Annotated in this window: 19 protein-coding genes and 2 tRNA genes; 14 read left to right on the top strand and 7 right to left on the bottom strand. The window is 61.6% G+C overall.

The window, feature by feature from the left end:
* Nucleotides 1-3 precede the first annotated feature (3 nt).
* Nucleotides 4-77: transfer RNA gene (locus tag VJ923_RS00995), tRNA-Gln, on the bottom strand.
* Nucleotides 78-168: 91 nt separating this feature from the next.
* Nucleotides 169-244, bottom strand: a tRNA-Lys gene (locus VJ923_RS00990).
* A gap of 247 nt (nt 245-491) precedes the next feature.
* Here VJ923_RS00990 and VJ923_RS00985 point away from each other — a divergent pair.
* Nucleotides 492-1,787, top strand: a complete 1,296-nt coding sequence (locus tag VJ923_RS00985) for a hypothetical protein (protein ID WP_326437596.1) — start codon at nt 492-494, stop codon at nt 1,785-1,787.
* A gap of 120 nt (nt 1,788-1,907) precedes the next feature.
* Here VJ923_RS00985 and VJ923_RS00980 read toward each other — a convergent pair whose 3' ends face one another.
* On the bottom strand, nt 1,908-3,488 hold the full coding sequence (locus VJ923_RS00980; protein WP_326437594.1) for an FAD-dependent oxidoreductase: 1,581 nt from the start codon (nt 3,486-3,488) through the stop codon (nt 1,908-1,910).
* A 216-nt stretch (nt 3,489-3,704) separates the two neighbouring features.
* Here VJ923_RS00980 and VJ923_RS00975 point away from each other — a divergent pair, with 216 nt between their 5' ends.
* The 10 genes from VJ923_RS00975 to VJ923_RS00930 all read left to right on the top strand — a co-directional run bounded on the left by VJ923_RS00975 (nt 3,705) and on the right by VJ923_RS00930 (nt 10,631).
* Entirely contained in the window at nt 3,705-5,147 is a 1,443-nt protein-coding gene (locus VJ923_RS00975; protein WP_326437592.1) for a helix-turn-helix transcriptional regulator, read from the top strand.
* Nucleotides 5,148-5,455: 308 nt separating this feature from the next.
* Nucleotides 5,456-5,674, top strand: a complete 219-nt coding sequence (gene infA / locus VJ923_RS00970) for a translation initiation factor IF-1 (protein WP_016309306.1) — start codon at nt 5,456-5,458, stop codon at nt 5,672-5,674.
* Nucleotides 5,675-5,808: 134 nt separating this feature from the next.
* The gene (gene rpmJ / locus VJ923_RS00965) at nt 5,809-5,922 is read left to right on the top strand and encodes a 50S ribosomal protein L36 (RefSeq protein WP_016309305.1); all 114 of its coding nucleotides are present in this window, start codon (nt 5,809-5,811) and stop codon (nt 5,920-5,922) included.
* Nucleotides 5,923-5,944: 22 nt separating this feature from the next.
* A complete protein-coding gene (gene rpsM, locus VJ923_RS00960) occupies nt 5,945-6,313 on the top strand; it encodes a 30S ribosomal protein S13 (RefSeq protein WP_326437591.1) in 369 nt (122 codons plus the stop codon).
* A 15-nt stretch (nt 6,314-6,328) separates the two neighbouring features.
* On the top strand, nt 6,329-6,724 hold the full coding sequence (rpsK, locus tag VJ923_RS00955) for a 30S ribosomal protein S11 (protein ID WP_016309303.1): 396 nt from the start codon (nt 6,329-6,331) through the stop codon (nt 6,722-6,724).
* 18 nt (nt 6,725-6,742) lie between these two features.
* Complete coding sequence (gene rpsD, locus VJ923_RS00950) at nt 6,743-7,339, top strand: 30S ribosomal protein S4 (RefSeq protein ID WP_326437588.1); 597 nt, start codon at nt 6,743-6,745, stop codon at nt 7,337-7,339.
* A 29-nt stretch (nt 7,340-7,368) separates the two neighbouring features.
* Nucleotides 7,369-8,319: a DNA-directed RNA polymerase subunit alpha gene (locus VJ923_RS00945; RefSeq protein ID WP_326437586.1), complete on the top strand. Its 951-nt coding sequence runs from the start codon at nt 7,369-7,371 to the stop codon at nt 8,317-8,319.
* Between the two features lie 13 nt (nt 8,320-8,332).
* Nucleotides 8,333-8,992, top strand: a complete 660-nt coding sequence (gene rplQ, locus VJ923_RS12300) for a 50S ribosomal protein L17 (protein WP_326437584.1) — start codon at nt 8,333-8,335, stop codon at nt 8,990-8,992.
* Nucleotides 8,993-9,424: 432 nt separating this feature from the next.
* Entirely contained in the window at nt 9,425-9,637 is a 213-nt protein-coding gene (locus tag VJ923_RS00935; RefSeq protein ID WP_326437582.1) for a BAG1 BAG family molecular chaperone regulator 1, read from the top strand.
* Nucleotides 9,638-9,899: 262 nt separating this feature from the next.
* Nucleotides 9,900-10,631, top strand: a complete 732-nt coding sequence (locus VJ923_RS00930; RefSeq protein WP_326437580.1) for an energy-coupling factor transporter transmembrane component T family protein — start codon at nt 9,900-9,902, stop codon at nt 10,629-10,631.
* Here VJ923_RS00930 and VJ923_RS00925 read toward each other — a convergent pair.
* Nucleotides 10,569-11,516: a DMT family transporter gene (locus tag VJ923_RS00925; RefSeq protein WP_326437578.1), complete on the bottom strand. Its 948-nt coding sequence runs from the start codon at nt 11,514-11,516 to the stop codon at nt 10,569-10,571. The two genes, VJ923_RS00930 and VJ923_RS00925, sit on opposite strands and share 63 nt — an antisense overlap.
* A gap of 107 nt (nt 11,517-11,623) precedes the next feature.
* Nucleotides 11,624-13,153 (bottom strand): helix-turn-helix transcriptional regulator, encoded by a 1,530-nt coding sequence (locus VJ923_RS00920; protein ID WP_326437576.1) that lies wholly within the window; start codon nt 13,151-13,153, stop codon nt 11,624-11,626.
* Nucleotides 13,154-13,430: 277 nt separating this feature from the next.
* On the opposite strand from VJ923_RS00920, the gene VJ923_RS00915 reads away from it, so the two are divergent.
* Together VJ923_RS00915 and eno are read left to right on the top strand one after the other, a co-directional pair.
* Nucleotides 13,431-15,125: an FAD-dependent oxidoreductase gene (locus tag VJ923_RS00915; RefSeq protein WP_326437574.1), complete on the top strand. Its 1,695-nt coding sequence runs from the start codon at nt 13,431-13,433 to the stop codon at nt 15,123-15,125.
* A gap of 150 nt (nt 15,126-15,275) precedes the next feature.
* Nucleotides 15,276-16,568: a phosphopyruvate hydratase gene (gene eno / locus VJ923_RS00910; RefSeq protein WP_326437572.1), complete on the top strand. Its 1,293-nt coding sequence runs from the start codon at nt 15,276-15,278 to the stop codon at nt 16,566-16,568.
* 113 nt (nt 16,569-16,681) lie between these two features.
* Here the strand turns inward: eno and VJ923_RS00905 are convergent, their stop codons facing one another.
* Nucleotides 16,682-17,392: a FadR/GntR family transcriptional regulator gene (locus tag VJ923_RS00905; RefSeq protein ID WP_326437570.1), complete on the bottom strand. Its 711-nt coding sequence runs from the start codon at nt 17,390-17,392 to the stop codon at nt 16,682-16,684.
* Nucleotides 17,393-17,614: 222 nt separating this feature from the next.
* Here VJ923_RS00905 and VJ923_RS00900 point away from each other — a divergent pair, with 222 nt between their 5' ends.
* Nucleotides 17,615-18,709 (top strand): DUF5692 family protein, encoded by a 1,095-nt coding sequence (locus tag VJ923_RS00900; protein WP_326437568.1) that lies wholly within the window; start codon nt 17,615-17,617, stop codon nt 18,707-18,709.
* 95 nt (nt 18,710-18,804) lie between these two features.
* Here VJ923_RS00900 and VJ923_RS00895 read toward each other — a convergent pair whose 3' ends face one another.
* Entirely contained in the window at nt 18,805-19,926 is a 1,122-nt protein-coding gene (locus VJ923_RS00895) for a putative NPN-dependent ornithine cyclodeaminase (RefSeq protein WP_326437566.1), read from the bottom strand.
* Nucleotides 19,927-19,939: the final 13 nt, after the last annotated feature.

The following is a 19,939-nucleotide window of genomic DNA, read 5'->3' as shown; positions in this document are numbered from 1 at the left end:
AAGTGGCTGGGGTACTAGGATTCGAACCTAGGTAGCTGGTACCAAAAACCAGAGTCCTGCCGTTGGACGATACCCCAGTGCAAATAAGACGCGAGAATCAAGCATTTCTCTTTCGGGAACCTGGGGGAAGAGCGCTTCCGCATTCCCGGCGAGGAGCAGCGCTTGAAGTGGTGGGCCCTGCGGGGATCGAACCCGCGACCTTGGGATTAAAAGTCCCCTGCTCTACCGACTGAGCTAAAGGCCCGCCTGTTCACGCAATCGCTTAGTTTAGCTGGCCTTGCCCGTTCGGTCAATGCTGCGTTCCGCTTGCGGCCTCTGCGTCCAGAAAAAGTGCTTTATGCGTCTGCGCTTTCGCTCCGGTTTGCCTCTGTTTTGCAGATTGGTTGCGAAGCGAGGTTGTTTCGAGCGCGTCGTTGGGCAACTGCTAAACTTAAGTGTGAACATCAGGTTTGGCGGGTGCGGCCCCGCCTTTGCGCACAAGGAGGGCACCCATGCTGCATGCCCACGACGAATCGGTCCGCTCCCGTCTTTTGGAAGGCGGTTTCGGCCTGGAAAAAGAGAGCCTGCGCATCGACGGCGGCGGCTTTCTCGCCCATACGCCCGCCGATTTCGCCGACGACGTGCACATCGTGCGCGACTTCTCCGAGAACCAGGTGGAAGTGAACACGCCGGTTCTGCGCACGCCGTCTGAGGCGGTGCAATCGCTGGAGCATTACAACGCCCTCGTGCAGCGCGCCATTGCCGCCCTGCCCGAGCGCGAGCTGCTCTGGCCCTTCTCGAACCCGCCTTACATTCTCGGTGAGAAGGACATCCCCATCGCCCAGTACTTCGGCGACGATGCGGGCAAGACCGAGTACCGCGAGTACCTCTCCGACCGCTACGGGCGCTACAAGATGGCGTTTTCGGGCATCCACATCAACTACTCCTTCGGGGAGGAGCTGCTGCGCGCCGACTATGCGCTCGCCTGCGCGGAGGACCCCGGCGCTTTCGACAGCTTCGAGGCCTACCGCGACCAGTTCTACGTGCGCTTGGCCGAAAACTGTGTTGCCTACAGCTGGATTCTCACCGCGGTTATGGCGGCCAGTCCGGTATGCGATTCCTCCTTCGTGGAGAAGGGTCGCATCGGCGGCGACTTGTTCCAGGGTTTGGCCACGGTGCGCTGCTCGGAGCTCGGCTACTGGAACTTCTTCGCGCCCATCCTGGACTACACCGATCCTGCCGCCTACGCCGAGTCCATCCAGCGCTACATTGACAACGGCATGATCCGCTACCCCTCCGAGCTGTACTACCCCATTCGCCTGAAGAACTTCGGCCCCTACAGCCTGGAGGGCCTGAAGGAGGGCATCAGCCACATTGAGCTGCGCATGGTGGACTTAAACCCCCTTGTGCGCGCCGGCATCGACGAGCGCGATGTGCTGTTCAGCCAGCTGTTCTTGGTGTGGGCCGCCTCGCTTGATCCGGCGAGCCTCACCGTGAAAGATCAGGTGCAGGCCGTGCAGAACTTCAAGAACGCCGCTCACTACGACCTGAAGACCGTGAAGATTGTCATGCCCGACGGCACCGCGCACTCTGTGGTGAAGTCCGCTAAGAAGATTATCGACCAGATGGAGGCGTTCTTCGACGACTTCGGCAGCTCGGTCCACGAGTGCCTTGCCTTCCAAAAGCAGAAGTTCGAAGATCCGCACACGCGCTACGCGTGGAAGATCCGCGAGGAATACGGCCAGGGCTTCGTCGCTCGCGGCCTCCAGCTCGCCCGCCAGCGCCAGCAGGAGTATCTGCAGGGATAGGGAAGAGTGAGCACGGTCTCGACCGTTGAAGAGCAAAACAAAAAGAGCGCGGGGGAGGGACCGCGCTCTTTTTGTAAAGTTGGGCCGCTAAAGAAGGGTTAGCGGGCTACGAGAAGTTTCCTAGGCGCTGCAGGCATCGATGGCCGCGCGGCCGGCGCAACGACCGGAGTTGATGTTGTTCGCCATGCAGGAGGCGGGCATCATAACCGTGTAGGTGTCGCCGTACAGATTGCATCCGTCGGTGCCCACGGCCCACAGGCCGGCAATGGGCTCGTCGTCGGCGTCGCACACTTCGAAGCTGCGGTTCGTCTTGATGCCGCCGATGGTTGAGAAGTAGAACAGCCCGTGCTCGAAGGCCCAGAAAGGACCGCTCTCCATGGCAACAAGAGCTTCAGGCTCTTTGCCGAAGTCGGTGTCGCGACCGGCCTGGCACAGCTCGTTGTAATGGGCGAGCTCGGAGGCAAGCTTGTCGCCCTCGACGCCGATTTGAGCGGCAAGCTCCTCGATGGTGTCGGCCTTGAAGACCCCGGCTCCCTCTTCGGAAAGAGCTGCGGCCGCGGCAGTGGAGAGGTTGTCCACGATGGGCGGCACATTGGCGTCGATGGCGGCCAGGATGGCGTCGTTGGCGATGGTAAACGAGGACTTCTGCTTCAGGATGCAGTTGCAGGCGAAGGCGTCATTGTGCACGATGGCGTTCTCGTTGGTGAAACGCTCTCCGTTCTGATTCACGTACATGACCGGACCGCCGTTGCGGATGGCGAGCGCTCCCAGGGCGGACTCGAAGTCGCAGCCGCGCGTGCCCGGTTCGCGCATCACGCAGCGGCGGTTGCGCTCATCGACGCCGCCGACGGCTACGGCCATGTCGAGACCGTCTCCCTCGTGGCACGGGAAGCCCTTGCGTGCGACGCGATCGGGGTTGATGCCCATCTCGCGCAGCTTGTCATCGTTGTCGGCGTAGCCGCCAGTGGCTAAGATGACGCCGCCCTTGGCGTTGATTTGCACGTAGGATCCGTCCTTGGCCTCGGCGACGATGCCGCACACGCGGCCGTTGTCCGTGACAAGCTCGCGTCCGCGGGTGCTGTAGAGAATCTCTACGCCTTGGGCCTCGGCCTTGGCGGTCATTGGCTCGATGTAGCCTGCGGCCGCACCGCCGGCATACCAGTGGAAGGCATCCAGCTTGCCCTGGCCACGGTAGTTGTCCACGCCGTCGAAGAGGACTCCGTTGGAGGCAAGCCAGTCCACGTTGTCGGCCGAAGCCTCCACGAGGTCCTTCCAAGCCAGCGCGTCAATCAGGTAGTTGAAGAAGTTGAACTCCTCGGCGATGACGTCCTCGAAGGTAAAGTTGATACCGAGTTCCTTTTGCAACGATGACCCGCAGGCGAAAATGCCCTCGGTTCCGTGGCCGTTGCCGCCGGTGTTCGTATTGGCCTCAATGAGAACAACATGGTGCCCTTCCTCCGAGGCGGAGACGGCGGCCGCCAAGCCGGACATGCCGCCGCCCACGACGACGATGTCGCAGTCTTTGGTCTCGGCGATGTCGTAGGCGGGCGCATTCGAGCTCTCGCTTGCTGCTCCGGTCTCAGCGAGATCGTTCTGAGCGCCGGTTTGCTGGGGTGCGCAGCCTGCCAGACCGCTTACGGCGGCGATACCGCCGAAGACGCCAGCGGCTTTGAAGAAGTTGCGTCGGGTGAAGTCAGTCATTGCAGTCCCTCCTATGGGTCTATTCCTCTGCTGAGGCTTCGGTGCGGCCTCGTGGGGACAACTTTAGGGCGCAGCGCCCGACCGGACATCGGGCGAACTGCTTTGAACGGGGTGTTTGCCCTCAAGCAAACTGCTTGAATTTAGCTCGAGCGCTCTGTGGGACGCACAATAGCCGCCTTTCGTGATAGAGTTTCACCAACAGATGGGAGGTTGCGCATGGTCGGTACCGTGGCTCGGTACGCGAGCGGTTTGCTGTGGGCGTGGGGCTACTTGGTCCATTTTGCCGCCCCGGGTTTTTTCGCCGAGTCTCACCTTGCCGGCGTCGGGTTTGTCGAAAACGTTTATCTGGCGTCGGCTTTGGTCGGTTATGCTCTCGCCGCCCTTGTGTCCGAAACGAAGGGAAGAGGTGCCTACCGTGCTTGTTCGTGGTTCGGGTGTGCAGCGATGGTCGCAGGGTCGGCCGTTCTCGTTCTCCAGGGGCTATGCGGCATTGGGGGCGTCCTTTTGCTGCAGAGCGGTAGCGTCCTGGCGGGGTTGGGGCTCGCGCTGAGCGCGACGATATGGGGCGCCTATTTGGCGAGTGTGGATGTAGACGCCCTTGAGAGAGTTGCGCTGAGCTGGTGTGTTTCCTTTGCGATGGTAGTGCTTGTGGTCTCTCTGGCTTCCCTGTTCAGCGATGTCGTTAAATTTGTGGTTTATGCTCTTGTTATCGTCTTGCCCGTGCTGTCCCAAGGCGGCCTGTTCTCTCTGCTGCGCGCTAATTCGCTGGATATGGCCTCTGTCGACGAAACCGGGGAAGGGGCGCGAGCCGATCGACGCTCGCTTGTCGAAGAGGGCGCCTCCCTGGCCAACCTCTTCTTCGCATTTCTCTCGTTGTCGTTTGTCTGGTCGGCAATCTCTTCGCTGGAGCGCATATCCTTTTCCGGTGCCATGGCCCTGTTCGCTGTGGCCGCATTGGTTCTTTGGGGCGTACTGGGGATTGCTCTGAGAAACACGCGGCGCTTCGGTCTTTCGACGCTGTATCGCTGGGCGCTTCCTTTCACCGTGATTAGTTTGGCGTGCGCATCGCTTGGGGCTGGCGTGGCCGTTTCGGTTGCCTTTGCCATGGTGTTTGTCGTGAACCTCGGGTTCGAAGTGACCACGAAGCTCTACTTCATCTATTTCGGTCGCAAATGGAAAGGACATGAGGCGCTGGCCTTCGCCTTCGGCATGGCGGCTATCAACGTGTCGGGGCTGGCCGGGTCGTTGCTCTGGGAGCATTTGCACCAACTTGTCGAAGCCGTGGGATTTCCCGTTGCAGTCCTTTTCGCCCTTATTCCCTTCGTCGTGGCGGTAAGCATGGCCCTCGGTTCTGCGCGTCCATCGCTTGCAGGCAATGCCCCTTCGGTTGCCGAGGAGGAGGGAAAAGAGCACGCTCCCGAGCCCGAACGAGACCCTGTTGCACCTTTTTGCGCGAGTCTTAGCGAAACCTACGGGCTTACGCCTCGCGAGGCGGAGGTCATTGCGCTTCTCGCTCAAGGCCACAGCCGTTCATATGTCCGCGAGACGCTTTACATATCCAAGGGAACCGTCGACACCCATGCGTTTCATGCCTATGCGAAAATGGGTATCAAGACAAAAGACGATCTCATCAAGCTCGTGCATAGTTTCGAGGGCTAGCTTTCGGATTGGGGCCGTCAGAATCGCCCCAGCAATCAGACGGCTTGCGCGCGACGATGGGGATGTGCTATCATTCCCACTTGCCGACAAGGCGGCGGCGCTTCTAGCAGCGCAAATACCTGGCGGCTCCGGCATGGTTTCCCGAGAGCTGCGCGGCTCGACCGCAGGCCTGACAAGCAGGTCACTTTTAAAGCCAAATCCGCTTTTTGGTTTTTTACGCCCTTGTGCAAATTTTTCCCCAAAACGCCTTGCATCTTTGGTACTATTTTGCGTTGCTGCTTTATCAGTCCGTTTTGGAGGAGCAACTTTTGGCTAAGGAAGACGTAATCGAACTCGAGGGCACGGTGCTCGAAGCCCTGCCCAACGCGATGTTCAAGGTGGAACTCGAGAATGGCCACACCATCCTCGCCCACATCTCCGGCAAGATGCGCATGCATTACATCAAGATCCTGCCCGGCGACCGCGTAACCGTGGAGCTGTCGGTATACGACTTGAACCGCGGGCGCATCACCTACCGCTTCAAGTAGATCCCCGACGGGCCTGAATAGGGCCGCGCCTTGCGCGAAGACCCGGATCCTTCGCGAAAGGTTCAGCTGAGAAAACAATCGCCAGCGGCTGGGCGTGCACGTATAGAACGATCCGCATACCGAAAGGAAACGACATGAAGGTACGTCCCTCGGTCAAGAAGATGTGCGACAAGTGCAAGATCATCCGACGCCATGGCAAGATCCTCGTGATTTGCGAGAATCCGCGCCATAAGCAGCGTCAGGGCTAGGAAGAAAGGACTCGATAAGAACATGGCACGTCTCGTTGGTGTCGATCTTCCCCGCAATAAGCGCATTGAGATCGCCTTGACCTACATTTACGGCATTGGCCTCACTACGGCCAAGCAGATCATCGCTGAGACCGGCGTTGATCCCGACGTTCGCGTGAAGGACCTCTCCGAAGAGGATCTCGCGAAGCTCCGCGACTACATTCAGCAGAACCTCAAGGTCGAAGGCGACCTGCATCGCGAGGTTTCTCAGAACGTGAAGCGCCTGATGGAGATCGGCTGCTATCGCGGTCTGCGTCATCGTCGCGGCCTGCCCGTTCGCGGCCAGCGCACGCACACGAATGCCCGTACCCGTAAGGGTCCGCGCAAGCAAATCGGCGGCAAGAAGAAGTAGTGAGGTAAGCAAACCGTGGCTAAGAAGCAAGTACGTACGCGCATCAAGCGCTCTGAGCGTAAGAACATTGCCGTGGGCGCCGCTCACATCAAGTCTACGTTCAACAACACCATTGTCTCCATCACCGATCCCCAGGGCAACGTGATCTCCTGGCAGTCCGCGGGCACCGTGGGCTTCAAGGGCTCCCGCAAGTCCACGCCGTTCGCCGCGCAGATGGCCGCCGAGGCCGCCGCGAAGACGGCTATGGAGCACGGCCTGAAGAAGGTTGCCGTCTACGTGAAGGGCCCGGGCTCCGGTCGCGAGACCGCCATCCGCTCCCTCCAGGCTGCCGGCCTCGAAGTGGCCAGCATCCAGGACTGCACCCCCATTCCGCACAATGGCTGCCGCCCCAAGAAGCGTCGCCGCGTGTAACTGAAAGGATCGTACATTATGGCAATCAACAGAACTCCGGTTCTTAAGCGCTGCCGTCAGCTGGGCATCGATCCTGTGGTGCTCGGTTACTCCAGCAAGAAGGAATCCATCCGCCAGCCGAAGCGTCGTCGCAAGGAGAGCGAGTACGCTATGCAGCTGCGCGAGAAGCAGAAGGCCAAGTTCATCTACGGTGTGCTCGAGAAGCAGTTCCGTGGGTACTTCAAGCGCGCCAAGTCCATGGAGGGTCAGACCGGTGAGAACCTGATGACCATCCTGGAGACCCGTCTCGACAACGTGGTCTTCCGCCTGGGCTTCGCCCGTACCCGCAAGGAAGCCCGTCAGATGGTGACCCACGGCCACATCTGCGTGAACGGCCGCCGCGTGGACATTCCGTCCTTCCGCGTGCGCGCCGGCGAGCTCGTCTCTGTGGCCCCCAAGGCCAAGGAGCTTCTCGTGGTGAAGAGCGCTCTGGTTTCCAACGAGCGCGTTCAGGTCCCGGCCTGGCTCGAGATCGATATCGAGAAGCTGCAGGGCAGCGTGCTGTCCCTCCCGACCCGCGACCAGATCGACCTGGACATCAACGAGCAGCTCATCGTCGAACTTTACTCGAAATAATCGCCGCTCTTTAAGGAGGCTATCCATACATGACAGAGTTCATGAGGCCTACCGTTACTACGGAGGAAGTCAACGACACTGTTGCCCGCTACATCGTCGAGCCGCTCGAGCGCGGCTACGGCAACACGCTCGGCAACTCCATGCGTCGCGTGCTGCTCTCCTCTCTGGACGGGGCTAAGGCCACCGCTATCCAGATTGAGGGCGTGCAGCACGAGTTCACCACCGCGGAAGGCGTCATCGAGGACATTACCGACATCGTGCTGAACGTGAAGGGCCTGGTGTTCTCCCAGGTCTCCGACGAGGCCGACGAGGCGACCGCCCATGTGTTCGCCGAGGGCCCCTGCACGGTGACCGGTGCCGACCTCGAGGTTCCGGGCCAGTTCAACCTGGTGAATCCGGAGCACGTTATCGCCACGGTGGCCGACGGCGGCCAGCTGGACATGACCATCCGCATCGGCGTCGGTCGCGGATACGTGTCCGCCGAGCGCAACAAGCGCACCGAGGACCCCATCGGCATCATCCATGTCGACTCGCTGTTCTCCCCCGTGCGCCGCTGCACGATGAACGTCACGGACACCCGCGTGGGCCAGCGCACCGACTACGACAAGCTGGTTCTGGAAGTTGAGACCGACGGCTCCATCGACCCCACCGAGGCGGTGTGCCGCGCGGCCAACATCATCAACCAGTACATGGGCGCGTTTTTGGCCCTGGCTTCCACGGGCGAGGAGGAAGAGGGCGAGGCTCCCTCCATCTTCGCGCCGGAGGGTCAGGAGTCCAACGCCGAGCTGGACAAGCAGATTGAGGATCTGGACCTTTCCGTCCGCTCCTACAACTGCCTGAAGCGCGCGGGCATCCACTCCGTGCGCCAGCTCGTCGAGTTCTCCGAGAACGACCTGCTGAACATTCGGAACTTTGGTGCGAAGTCCATCGAGGAAGTGAAGGACAAGCTCATTTCCATGGACCTCAATTTGAAGCTTTAGGAGACACAGAGATATGAGACACAACAAGAAGGGTCGCAAGCTCGGCACCGACTATAGCCACACTAAGGCTATGAAGCGCAGCTTGGTTTCCGCCCTGTTCCTGAACGACCGCATCAAGACGGTCGAGTCCCGTGCCAAGGAGATCCGTCCCGACGTGGACAAGGTGATCACCTGGGCCAAGCGCGGCGATCTGCATTCCCGCCGTCTGGCCATCGCCTACCTGAACGACAAGGAGCTCGTGCGCGAGATCTTCGAGAAGGTCGCCCAGGGCATGTTCCAGGACCGTCCCGGCGGCTACACCCGCATCATGAAGCTCGGGCCCCGCAAGGGCGACAACGCCCCCATGGTCATCATGGAGCTCGTGACCGAGCCCTGCGTGCCCAAGGCCGAGCGCCAGGCCGCTGCCGCTAAGAAGGCCTCTCCGAAGAAGGCTGCCCCCAAGAAGGTGACCAAGAAGGAGGAGGCCGAGGAGAAGTCCGAGGAGCTCGCCGAGAACCTTGGCTTCGAGGACGACGGCAAGATCGAGCAGATCGAGGCCGCAGACGCTGCCGAGAAGGCCGAGGATGTCGAGGAGGCTCGCGAGGAGGCCGAGAAGGCTGAGGAGAAGGCCGCCGAGGAGGCCGAGACCGTCGATGCCGAGAAGATCGAAGAGGAGAAGGCCGACGTCAAGTAGACGCCTTTCCCGATCGTTCGGATGCGCCCGACTGCGGCCAGCCGCATGAGCTGCAAACGGGATCATCGTTCTATACGAAAGCGACCATCTTCGGGTGGTCGCTTTTCTTTTGCGCAGCAAGGGGGTTCAATTGCTTGGGAAATGACGGGTAGCGTAGTCAGAGGGGGCGTTTCGCGCGGAATACTCTAAGTTTTCCCAGGTCAGTTTCTTCAAAGCCCTCCTGTCGCACGTCTTAAGCTACGCTACCCGTCATTTTCCAAGCAAAAAGCTTAGTGTCGGTAAGGCAACGCTCGTCCAACCTCTGAATTACTATCGACGTGCTCAGGTTTGCGCACGCGGCGCGGCTCATAGAATAGGCAGTGCAAGGGCACGGATACACGCTCTTACGAGACCAGTTCACGACGATTGTTGCGAAGCGAAAGGAGCCGTATCATGGCTGACAAGGATACGCTGATGAAGGAGTTCGTCGATAGCGAGGCCGCCAAGACCGAGGATGCCGTCAAGGATCTCGAGCGCATCGAGCAGGAAGTGGTGGCCGAGGCTACCATGTCCGCCGAGTTCGACGACGCGCTCGGTGACGAGCAGGCCGCGGCCGAGGCCGCCGAGACTGCGTTTGAGTTCGAAGAGGCCGAGACGAAGCTGTAAGGGCTTTCGCGAAGGGCAAACCCGTCATCGTCGAGGGCAATTCGCTAACTCGTTGACTCTCGGCGATGCTTTTCCAACAAGCTTGGGCGCCGCCTTAACCGGAGCCCGCGGGATGGCTTGGTGGACTCAAAGAGGGCACTTCTCTTGCAGGGCAGTGCCCTCCTTTGCGTTATTGCACAAAACAGGGCATGGCGTCTTGCCGCTGGCGTGCGTTTGGCAAGCGCGCCTCCCGCAGAAGGTAGGCGTGGGCCATAATGGACCCATGGTCGAGAATCGCCAAAGATACTCCCTTGCCGAGGGCATCCGCGCCGTCGATGGTCGCGTGAAAATCGCGCTGCTGGTAGCTTATTCGGTTGCGCTGCTGCTTGCGTCGTCATTTTGGGGGCTCGGCGTCGCAGCGGCAGTTCTTGTCGTGGTAATGCTCGCAGGCAAGCTGAGCGTTGGGCGCATCGCGCGCGATGCCTCTTTCGTCTATGTGATCTGCGCCTTTCTCCTGGTGTATCACGGCTCGACCCAAGGGTGGAGCTCGGGTGCGATGGTGGTGGCGCGCATCGTCCTGCTCGTATGGGCGAGTCTTGCGCTCATGGTGCTCTCGACGCCCACGGAGCTTACCGATGCGCTGAGAAAGGTGCTCGCGCCGTTGGGGCGGTGGGGGCTTCCTGTGCGCGATTTCACCACGGCCCTCTCCATTGCCCTGCGCTTCATTCCGCTGCTAGCCGAAGAGCTCGCGGCCGTACGTGCCGCCCAGGCGTCGCGCGGTGCCGCCTTCGAGGGCTCAGGAGTGTCGGTACGCCTGCGCGCCTACGGCGGAATGATGACCCCGGTGCTCGTGGGGCTTTTCCGCCGCGCTGACCGTCTGGCCCAGGCCATGGACGCCCGCTGCTTTGGGGCGACTGATGCGCCGACCTCATTGGCCGAGCGGGGTCTAACCTTACGCGACGGGGGCGTATTCCTCGTCGGCGTCATAGTCTGCTGCGCCTTCGCGCTGCTCTGACGTCTTGCGCGCGGGGGCGAGTTCGCTCAAGAGGATAGCGGCGAAAATGAGGGCGAAGCCGACGAGCATGCGTCCCGTGACCACCTCGCCGTACAAAAGCACGCTGGCCAGCACGCCGAAGACCGATTCCAGAGAGAGCAGAAGCGCGCCCTGGGCCGGTGCCACATGGGCGAGCCCCATGTTTTGAAAGAGGTAGCACAGCCCCGAGGCGAACACCACCAGGTAGAACAAGTTGAAGGCGAACTCAGGCGTGAGAGCGGAAAGGTTCGGCATTGGCTCGATGAGGCCGCCGACGAGCATGCCCAAAAGACCTCCGAAGAGGAATTGGTAAACCGTGAGCGCCAGCACGTTGAACTTCTTGGAGTAATGGGAAATGGCGATGATCTGTGCTGCAAAGAACACAGCGCACAGAAGCGTCATGACATCTCCGAACTCCATGGTAAGGGCGCTGGCGGTGAGGGACACCAGCCCGATGCCCGCGATGCAGAGAAATGCCGCCCCGATGTTGGCAACAGTCGGTCGCTTGCCCGCTGCCGCCCACAGCATAAAGGGCACGATGACGCAGTAGGTGGCCGTGAGAAAGGCGTTCTTGCCGGGCGTGGTGTCGGCCAGTCCGATGGTCTGCACCCAAAAGGCCAGAAACGTCACGGCCGCCAGCACGAGTCCCGCCTTCAAGCACGGCCCGTTCCACGTGCCCTTGAGCGAGCGGTGAAACACAACGGCCATGAGCAGGCCCGTAAGGAAGAAGCGCACGCCGATAAGCTGCGCGGGCGGCAGCACATCCACGGCATCCTTCATCACCACGAAGGCGATGCCCCAGATAACGGTGGCCGCCAGCAGCATGAGCTTGTAGACGAAGCCCGGTATGTTCCTCTTCTCAGTCACAGCCCGCCATTATAGGAAGATTTTCCCGCAGCTGCAAACCCCGCCCTGGCTCAAACGGCTCGGTGCTATCCTCGCTTTATGGAGGGGGTGGCCCTCGGCGCCGCAGGTTATTGTGCCGCCAATTCGTCGACCAAATCGATGAGCTCCTGCTGGGAATGCACGTCGAGCTTCGCGTAGATGTGCCGCACGTGGCTCTTTACGGTGTTGTGGGACACGGTGAGCCTCTTCTGAATGACGGGGCTTGTGCGGCCGCGGGCTAAAAGGGCAAGCACGTCGCTCTCGCGGCTGGTGAGGCCGAAGCGCTCGGCCACCGCCGTGCACCCCCGCTCGATGCGGGCGTCGTCGCTGGGGCTGTCGGGCTCGGGCGAGAGGGAAGGCTCCTCCTCACCAAGGCCGTGCTCGAGGCTTGGGGCGACTGCCGCGCTACTCGGATCGAAGGCCTCTGTCTCCGTGCTGCCTGCCGGAGCGTAGGCGGGCACGACGGTACTCACCGATGCGTCGAAGCTGCGATGGCGCAGGGCAACGAAGTTGTAGGCAACGAAGATGAAAGTGACGAGCAGAGTGGCAAGAGTCGTGGCCTCGGCGCCCTCGGCAGCGAGCTGATCCAAAACGAGCGGGCCGGCAGCGCCGATGACGATGCCGATCCAACTGGCGGCGAAGGCGAAGGCGGCGGCAGTGAGCGAGCCCAAGGGGTTGCGCGCGCCGATGGCGGCAATGAGCAGATAGATGAGCACGGCGAAGACGTCCGAGCCGCTGCGCAATAAGACGGCCGGCCCCATGGCAGCGAGGTTGATCCCGTCGGCGGGCAGGGTGCGCAAGGGGATGAGCAGAAGCCCGGCGAAGACGAGCAGGGCCGCCAGCATATGCAGGTTGTCGAGGCTGTCGGCCCGCGGTCGCTGCGCAAGAGCCAGTGCCAGCACGACGGCCACGGGAAGGAAGGAGACGGCCTCCCATGCCGGCGCGAGGCTGCCGCCGGTTTGGGCCATTTCGAAGCCGCAGGCAGCGTTGAAGATGATGAGCGTCACATACACGAAGCTAGAGAAGGGAAGAAACGAACTGGGGTTGGTGGCGTCGAGAACAGTGGGAGGCTCCTGGGCGCGCAAGGCGGCGAAGATGTCTCGAACCACAGGCGCGATGAGCCTGTAGGCCGCAGCGATGGCGCCGCAGTACAGCAGGGCGGCGATGAAGAGGGGGACGGGCGCACCCATCAGAGTGAGCAGCAGGCGGATGCCGTAGTTGGCAACGTAGGCGCTGCCCACAGCGATAAGGGCCTCGCGGCGCGAGAGCCGCGTGAGCGCCACGCCCAGCACAACCGAGAACCACACCATGCCGATGCCGCCGAAGGGGCTGCCGGCGACGACGAGGGGGACGTTTTCCGCGTAGATGCCTCCACACAGAAGGGCCATGCTCAGCAGCAGGAGGGCGAGCAGTCCAAGGGAGGCGATGCGCTCGCGAATGAGGGATGGTCTGACGAAGGCCGCGACGGCTACGGCGATGGCGAAGACGGCACCGCAGACTGTCGAGATGTCTCGGGCCCAGGGGCTTGCAAGTGCCACTTCGGGAAAGATGGCGGTATTGAGCATGGTGGAGGCGAGCAGTATGAGGGTCAGGGCGCCGCAGGTTCGCAGCATGGGCATGGGGCCTCCTTGGGACGGCCGACGGCACGCATCCGCTATTCGCCTGCGTGCCCGATGGAATCGTGCGGCATCCAGTATACCAATGAAGACGGGGCGAGACGTCGCCCCGAGAGGGTGAAGCTCGGGTGGTGAGATGGAAGAAAGGCCAGTTCATTCACTGAATTGAAAATCGGGTTCTCGGGGTGTCGCGCAAAGAGCCGAGAGTGCCCACAATACTGAGCCATCACAGGCCGCGCCGAACGGAGGGCGCGAGACCGCAGACCCAAGGAGGGACACTATGACTGAGAACACTACCAACGGCATCTCCCGTCGAGGCTTCCTCGGCCTGGGCGCGCTTGTGGCCGCGGGCGCCACCGCCGCTCTTTCCGGTTGCGCACCGAAGGGCTCGGGCGAGGCCATGGCCACCACAGGCGCCGAGGCTCCGGCAGCCGCCGACTGGCTCGGCGCCGCTCCGGAAATCGCCGACATCGCCCGCACCGAGGACACCGACTTTCTTATCGTGGGCGCCGGCACCGCCGGCATGACCGCGGCCCTTACCGCCCAGGAGGCCGGGCTCGATTTCATCATCTGCGAGAAGAACGGCACGGTGCAGGAGACCCGCGAGTACGTGGGTGCTGTGGACAGCGCCTACCAGAAGCAAATGGGCGTGGAGGTGGACAAGCCGAAGCTCTTGAACGAGTTGACGCGCTATGCCTCGGGCAAGTGCAACCAGGAGGTTATTCGCGTGTGGCTCGACGAGTCCGGCGAGTGCCTGGACTGGATGGATTCGAAGATGCAGGCCGCCGAGAAGCAGTGCGTGGTCGATCTTGTCAACGAGCATCCCACTGGCGGCACCGACTACTACCTGCCCACGCTGCAGCACGTGTGGCTGACCCCCTACACCCCGCCCATGCGCAACGACGTGTTCGCCTCGCTCATCGAGGAAGCGGGAAACCCCGTGCGCTTCGGCTGGGAGCTCGTGCGCCTCGTGGAGGCCGACGGTGTCGTGACCGGGGCCATCTTCAATACCGAAGAGGGCTATGTGCAGGTGAACGCGAAGGACACGCTCATCGCCACGGGCGGCTACCCGGCCAATCCCGTCATGATGTCCGCGCTCTCACCGGCCGCCCTTGCCTGCTGCACGGCCTCCAGCTTCGCCCCCAACGACACCGGTGACGGCATCAAGGCCGCCATCTGGGCCGGCGCGGTCAAGGAGCTCGAGGCCTCGCCCATGATCTTCGATCGCGGTGCGGTGGCTCCGGGCGTGGACTGCGGCTACACTTCCGAGGGGGAGGGCGCCATGCTTCCCGGCGGCATCTTCCAGGAGAACATCGGCAGCCAGCCCTTCATGAAGGTGAACCGCCACGGCAAGCGCTTTGTGAACGAGTCGATGCCCTACGACTTTATGTGCAATGCGGCCGCTCAGCAGCCCGGCGGCGTGTGGTGCCAGGTGTTCGACGCCAATGCGCCCGAGGATATCCTGCGCTTCGACACCATCGGATGCTCCGCCTTCGCCAAGCAGATGATGGCCGTCGGCATGCCCATCGACGAGTTCTGCGCTGTGGCCCTGGATGCCGGCTGCATGGTGAAGGCCGATACCATCGAGGGGCTGGCCGACGCCATGGGCTTTGCGGGTGCCGACAAGGAGGCCTTCCTCGAGCAGGTGGAGCGCTACAACGCCCAGTTCGATGCCCAGATCGATGACGACTTCGGCAAGGAGGCATTCCGTCTGTCCGCCCTGCGTACCGCGCCCTTCTACGGCTGCTGGTTCGGCGGCTCGCTGCTCACCACGCTGGACGGCATTCGCATCAACAAGCACTGCCAGGCGCTCAACGAGGCCGGCGAGGTTGTCGAGGGGCTTTACGTGGCCGGCGATGCCTCGGGCAGCTTCTTCTCCGGCAACTACCCCGAGTACATCGTGGGCGTGGCGAGCGGTCGCTCGTCCACCCAGGGCCGCCACGTGGCCCGCTACCTGGCCGGCGAGATCGCCTAAGGGCCTTTAGCTCACCCTCCCTCATGGGGCCGTGCCGCGCAGGCGCGGCCCTTTTGCGCTCCTGCGCGGAATGCGACGGCGTTGGTCGCTGCGTCGTGCTATGATGGTGAACGCTGATTGCATCATAACCAACCTTCAAGGAGGCATTTCATGAGCGTCATCATCGATGTGTACGGGCGCGAGATCTTAGATTCCCGCGGCAATCCCACCGTCGAAGTGGAAGTCGTGCTGGAGGATGGGTCCTTCGGCCGCGCGGCGGTTCCCTCGGGCGCTTCCACCGGCGCTTTTGAGGCCGTGGAACTGCGCGACTGCGATAAGAGCCGCTACCTGGGCAAGGGCACGTTGGATGCCGTGGCCCACGTGAACGGCGAGATCGCCGATGCGCTCATCGGCCTTGAGGCCGAGGACCAGCGCATGGTGGACGCCGCCATGATCGAGGCCGATGGCACCGACAACAAGGGCGCGTTCGGCGCCAACGCCATCCTGGGCGCCTCTTTGGCCGTGTCCAAGGCTGCTGCCGAGGCTGCGGGCCTTCCGCTGTACAAGTACGTGGGCGGCGTGAACGCGCATCTGCTGCCTACTCCCATGATGAACATCCTGAACGGCGGCGTGCATGCCGACAACAACGTGGACTTCCAGGAGTTCATGATTATGCCCGTGGGCGCCAAAACCTTCGCCGAGGCCCTGCGCTGGTGTGCGGAGATCTACCACACCCTGAAGAAGGTGCTCCACGACGCCGGTCTCGGCGGCGGCGTGGGCGACGAGGGCGGCTTTGCTCCCAACCTCAAGACCAACGAGGAGCCGCTGGCCTACATCGTTGAGGCCTGCGAGAAGGCCGGCTACAAACCCGGCACCGACATCCTCTTCGCTATGGATCCGGCGTCCACCGAGTTCTACAACGCCGAGACCGGCAAGTACGTGCTGGCCGGCGAGGGCCGCGAGCTCACGAGCGTCGAGATGGTGGACTACTGGGAGGCGCTCGTGAACAAGTACCCCATCGTTTCCATCGAGGACGGCATGGCCGAGGAGGATTGGGACGGCTGGAAGAAGCTGACCGACCGCATCGGCGACCGCGTCCAGCTGGTGGGCGACGATTTGTTCGTCACCAATTCCAAGCGTCTGGCCAAGGGCATCGAGCTGGGCTGCGCCAACGCCATCCTCATCAAGGTGAACCAGATCGGCTCGCTCACTGAGACGCTCGAGGCCATTGAGATGGCCAAGCAGGCCGGCTATGCCTGCGTCATGAGCCACCGCTCCGGCGAAACCGAGGACGTGACTATCGCCGATTTGTCCGTGGCCGTGAACACCGGCCAGATCAAGACCGGCGCCCCGGCCCGCAGCGACCGCGTGGCCAAGTACAACCAGCTCATCCGCATCGAGGAGCAGCTGGAGGACCAAGCCGTCTACGCAGGCCTGAAGGCGTTCTACAACATCAAGCGCTAAAACATCCTAAGCCAAAGCGCAAGCAAGGGCCGCTTCTTCGGAAGCGGCCCTTTTTGTATGATGCTCAACGTGAAGCCAAGCGTGCTTTGCGGCTAATGCGCGGCGGTAAGGCTCTAGTGCGTGCCGTAGAGCGGGCGGTTGCCGTCGATGGTTTCGAGGAGGCAGGTTTTCGTCCAAGCTACGGCGCCTTCGATGTCGCCTGCCTCGATGTACTCGAAGCGCTTCAAGCAGTGGTCTTTAAGCAGCTCGATACCGTAGCGCTTTCCGTATTCCGTCCACAACGAGACGATGGGACGCTTGAAGGAGTGGCTGAGCAAGGGGAGGATGGTGTTCCCGCTAAGGCAGTCGAGCTCGTGGCCGAATTCGAAGCGGCCCTCGGCGGTTTCCGCTGGCGTCTGGCAGGCCATGAGGCGGTCAAGACATTCGCGAAGCGTCGCTAAGCCCTCTTCGGTCATGACGGGAATTGCCTCGTGGAGGCAGAGAATCTCGAGGGCAAGCCTCAGCTCCAGAAGGGAGTGGATCTCGCGGCGCGGGAGCTGGCCTCCGTTGAAGTTCATGATTGAGATAAGGGTGCTGATGGAACCGGTGCGGCGGTAGTCGGCGACGAAGACGCCCTTGCGCGGGCGAATCTCAATGAATCCCTTGGATGCGAGCTCGGCGATGCCGGTGTTGATTACTGTGCGGCTCACGCCCATTTGCTCGGCCAGGTCGCGCTCTGGTGGCAGCTTCTGCCCAACGGCCAGCTCGCCCGAGAGAATCATTCCCTCAAGCTGAGAGACGAAAAGATCCTTGAGACTGGGTGATTTGATAGGCTCGAATTGCATAGTTCTCCTTTGCTGCTGTATGTCTGGTAATTGGTAATACCACAAACCAGAATTCCAAACAAGATAAATGACCATTTCAGTAAAGAAAATTCTCCCAGGATATTTACAGTAGTTTGGTAGTGTGGTATGTTCTGCATGTGGTCATACCACAAAAGGAAGAAGGCAGGGAAGCCGAGGAGAAACGGGAACGGCCCCTGCAGGCTCAACGAGGAAAGGAGAAGTATGCTGTTTCAGGTATACGGGGAGAACGCGATTTTCCAGTGGGGAGGTCTGATTGCTGTTCTGCTGGTCCTCATGCTGCTCAACTGGTGGTCCATTAAGAGCAAGCGCGGTGCTCTCGTCATGATCGTTGTGATTCCTGTCATTGTGACCATCTACTGCCTGGCTGTGGCCATCGGCGCGGGCAGCGGCGCGGAGTGGGCCCTGCAGAATCAGACGCATCTGTATATGAACGGCTGGTTCCACTACGCGAAGCTGTACGCTGCTTTGCTGTCCTGCATCAGCTTCATGCTCATTCGCTTCCAGTGGGGTATCGGTAAGAAGAAGTGGTTCATCTACACGGTTCCGGGCATTCTCATTCTGAACATCCTCATCGCCGTGGTGAGCGACTTCGAGCATGCCTTCGCCGCGTGGTACACCTGGGACCTCTCGAGCGAGGGTGTGTGGCTGTATGGCGGTTGGCATAACGTGATGAACGCCATTGCCGGCATTCTCTGCATCGCTGGTCTGACTGCTGTCATGCACATCTACGTGAGCAAGCCTTTGGGCGAGAGCGGCGGACGCGACGTTATCTGGGCCGATATGACCTGGATTTGGATTATTCCCTATGACCTGTGGAACTTCGCCTACACCTACAACAATCTTCCTACGCACTCCTGGTACTGCGGCGTGGCCCTGCTGCTGGCCCCTACGATTCTCGCCTTCGTGTGGAATCGTGGCTCCTGGCTTATCAACCGCGGTCACACGCTGACGTTCTGGTGCATGTTCGCCCAGGTGTTTCCGCTGTTTATGGAAAACGCGCCGTTTAGCGTACTGCCCACCATGTACGCTGATGGCATCATGACTAACGGCGCCGTGAACGTCATGCCCATGACTGTCGTCTCGGCCCTGGCCCTTATCGGCAACGCGGCGCTTGTCGTGGCTGCTGTTTATCGGTCCATCAAGCTGAAAAAGGGCTGGTGGGGTCATGAGATGTTCACCAACACCAAGGACTACCGCGAGGCCATGGAGCGAGCCGAGTTCCATGTTGGTTACCTCAATGGCCAGCCGGTGACGGCTGCGGAGATCGCGGAGGCGACGGAGGAGGGCCGTTCCTAGCCTTTGTCGATGACGCAGAAAAGGCGCGACAGCTCTGGTGGCTGCCGCGCCTTCTTTTTTGGTTGATGCTGCGAAGTTTCCCTCTGCTTGGAACGTTACCCTAAAACTCCCAGGCCCTTGCCTACATGGGCGATGAAGTCTTGGACGTTGGTGACGATGCCGCGGCTGGCGAGGCTTCCGCGATCTACCAGCTTGTTCACGGTGAACTCGGCGATATCCACGCAGTAGAAGTACACGGGGCGCACGGTGCCGTCCTCCAGCACGCGGTAGCTCGGGGTCATGTTGCCCGTGGCGATGGTGTGCAGCATGGTGGCCAGGCAGATGACCGTGGTGGCCTTGCGAATGTGGCTGCGCATGACGTCTTGGGCCGCATAGGCGTTGCCGAACACGCCGGGCAGGGGCCCGTCGTCGCGAATGGAACCGGCGAGCACGTAGGGTACGTGGTTCTTCTCGAGGGCGTGCATGATGCCGTCGTGCACGTGCTCCTCTTCGATGAACTTGTCGATGCTGCCCCAGTAGCGCACGCGATTGATGGTGTCCAGGTGGTGGTAGTGGCCGTTAGGGCGGTTCTCCTGGGTGTCGATGTCCTGGCCGAGCGCCGTGTGGAAGTAGGCGCCTTCCAAATCGTGGGTGGCTAAGGCGTTGCCGGCGAAGACCGCATCCACGTAGCCGGCGTCGATGATCTTCGCGAAGGCATCGCGGGAGTATCCGTTGAACGAGAAGGCTGGCCCCAGCACCCAAACAACGTAGCCGTGCTCGCGCTCATGCTCGAGCAGCTCGTAGAGCTCGTCGTAGTCGCGGGAGAACGCGGTCTCGCGAGAGCGGCCCAGGCGGAAGGCGAAGTTGTCGTGACCGCCGGGGTGAGGGGCGCCGGGTTCGGGCAGATCCAGCTCGCGGAAGCCCTCGGTGTAGACGAGGATGCCCTCTTCGCCGTGCTCTGTGCGTCCGCAGGCGATGAGATCGCCCTTCTTGATGTGGCGAAACTCGCGCACGAAAATCTCGCCGTCTTCCACCACGGCCACGCAATCCATACGGGAATCGCGAGCGAGCACCCACTGGCCGTTAAGCTTCAGGTATTCCGGATAGATGGACATGGCGTGGTAGCCCTCGGGCGCCACGAAATCCTTCGGTGCCGGCTCAAGGCGCGTATCCGGCGCCTCCCTCAAGTGCGCGGCATCGAAATCGGGCGGCGTGTAGGGGGTCACGGCGAAGCTCATGGGTGCCTTCTTT

This window comes from Adlercreutzia shanghongiae (assembly GCF_035830635.1).
Lineage (GTDB): Bacteria > Actinomycetota > Coriobacteriia > Coriobacteriales > Eggerthellaceae > Adlercreutzia > Adlercreutzia shanghongiae.
Note: the sequence above shows the minus strand (reverse complement) of the source record. Positions and strands in the feature narration are given on the sequence as shown.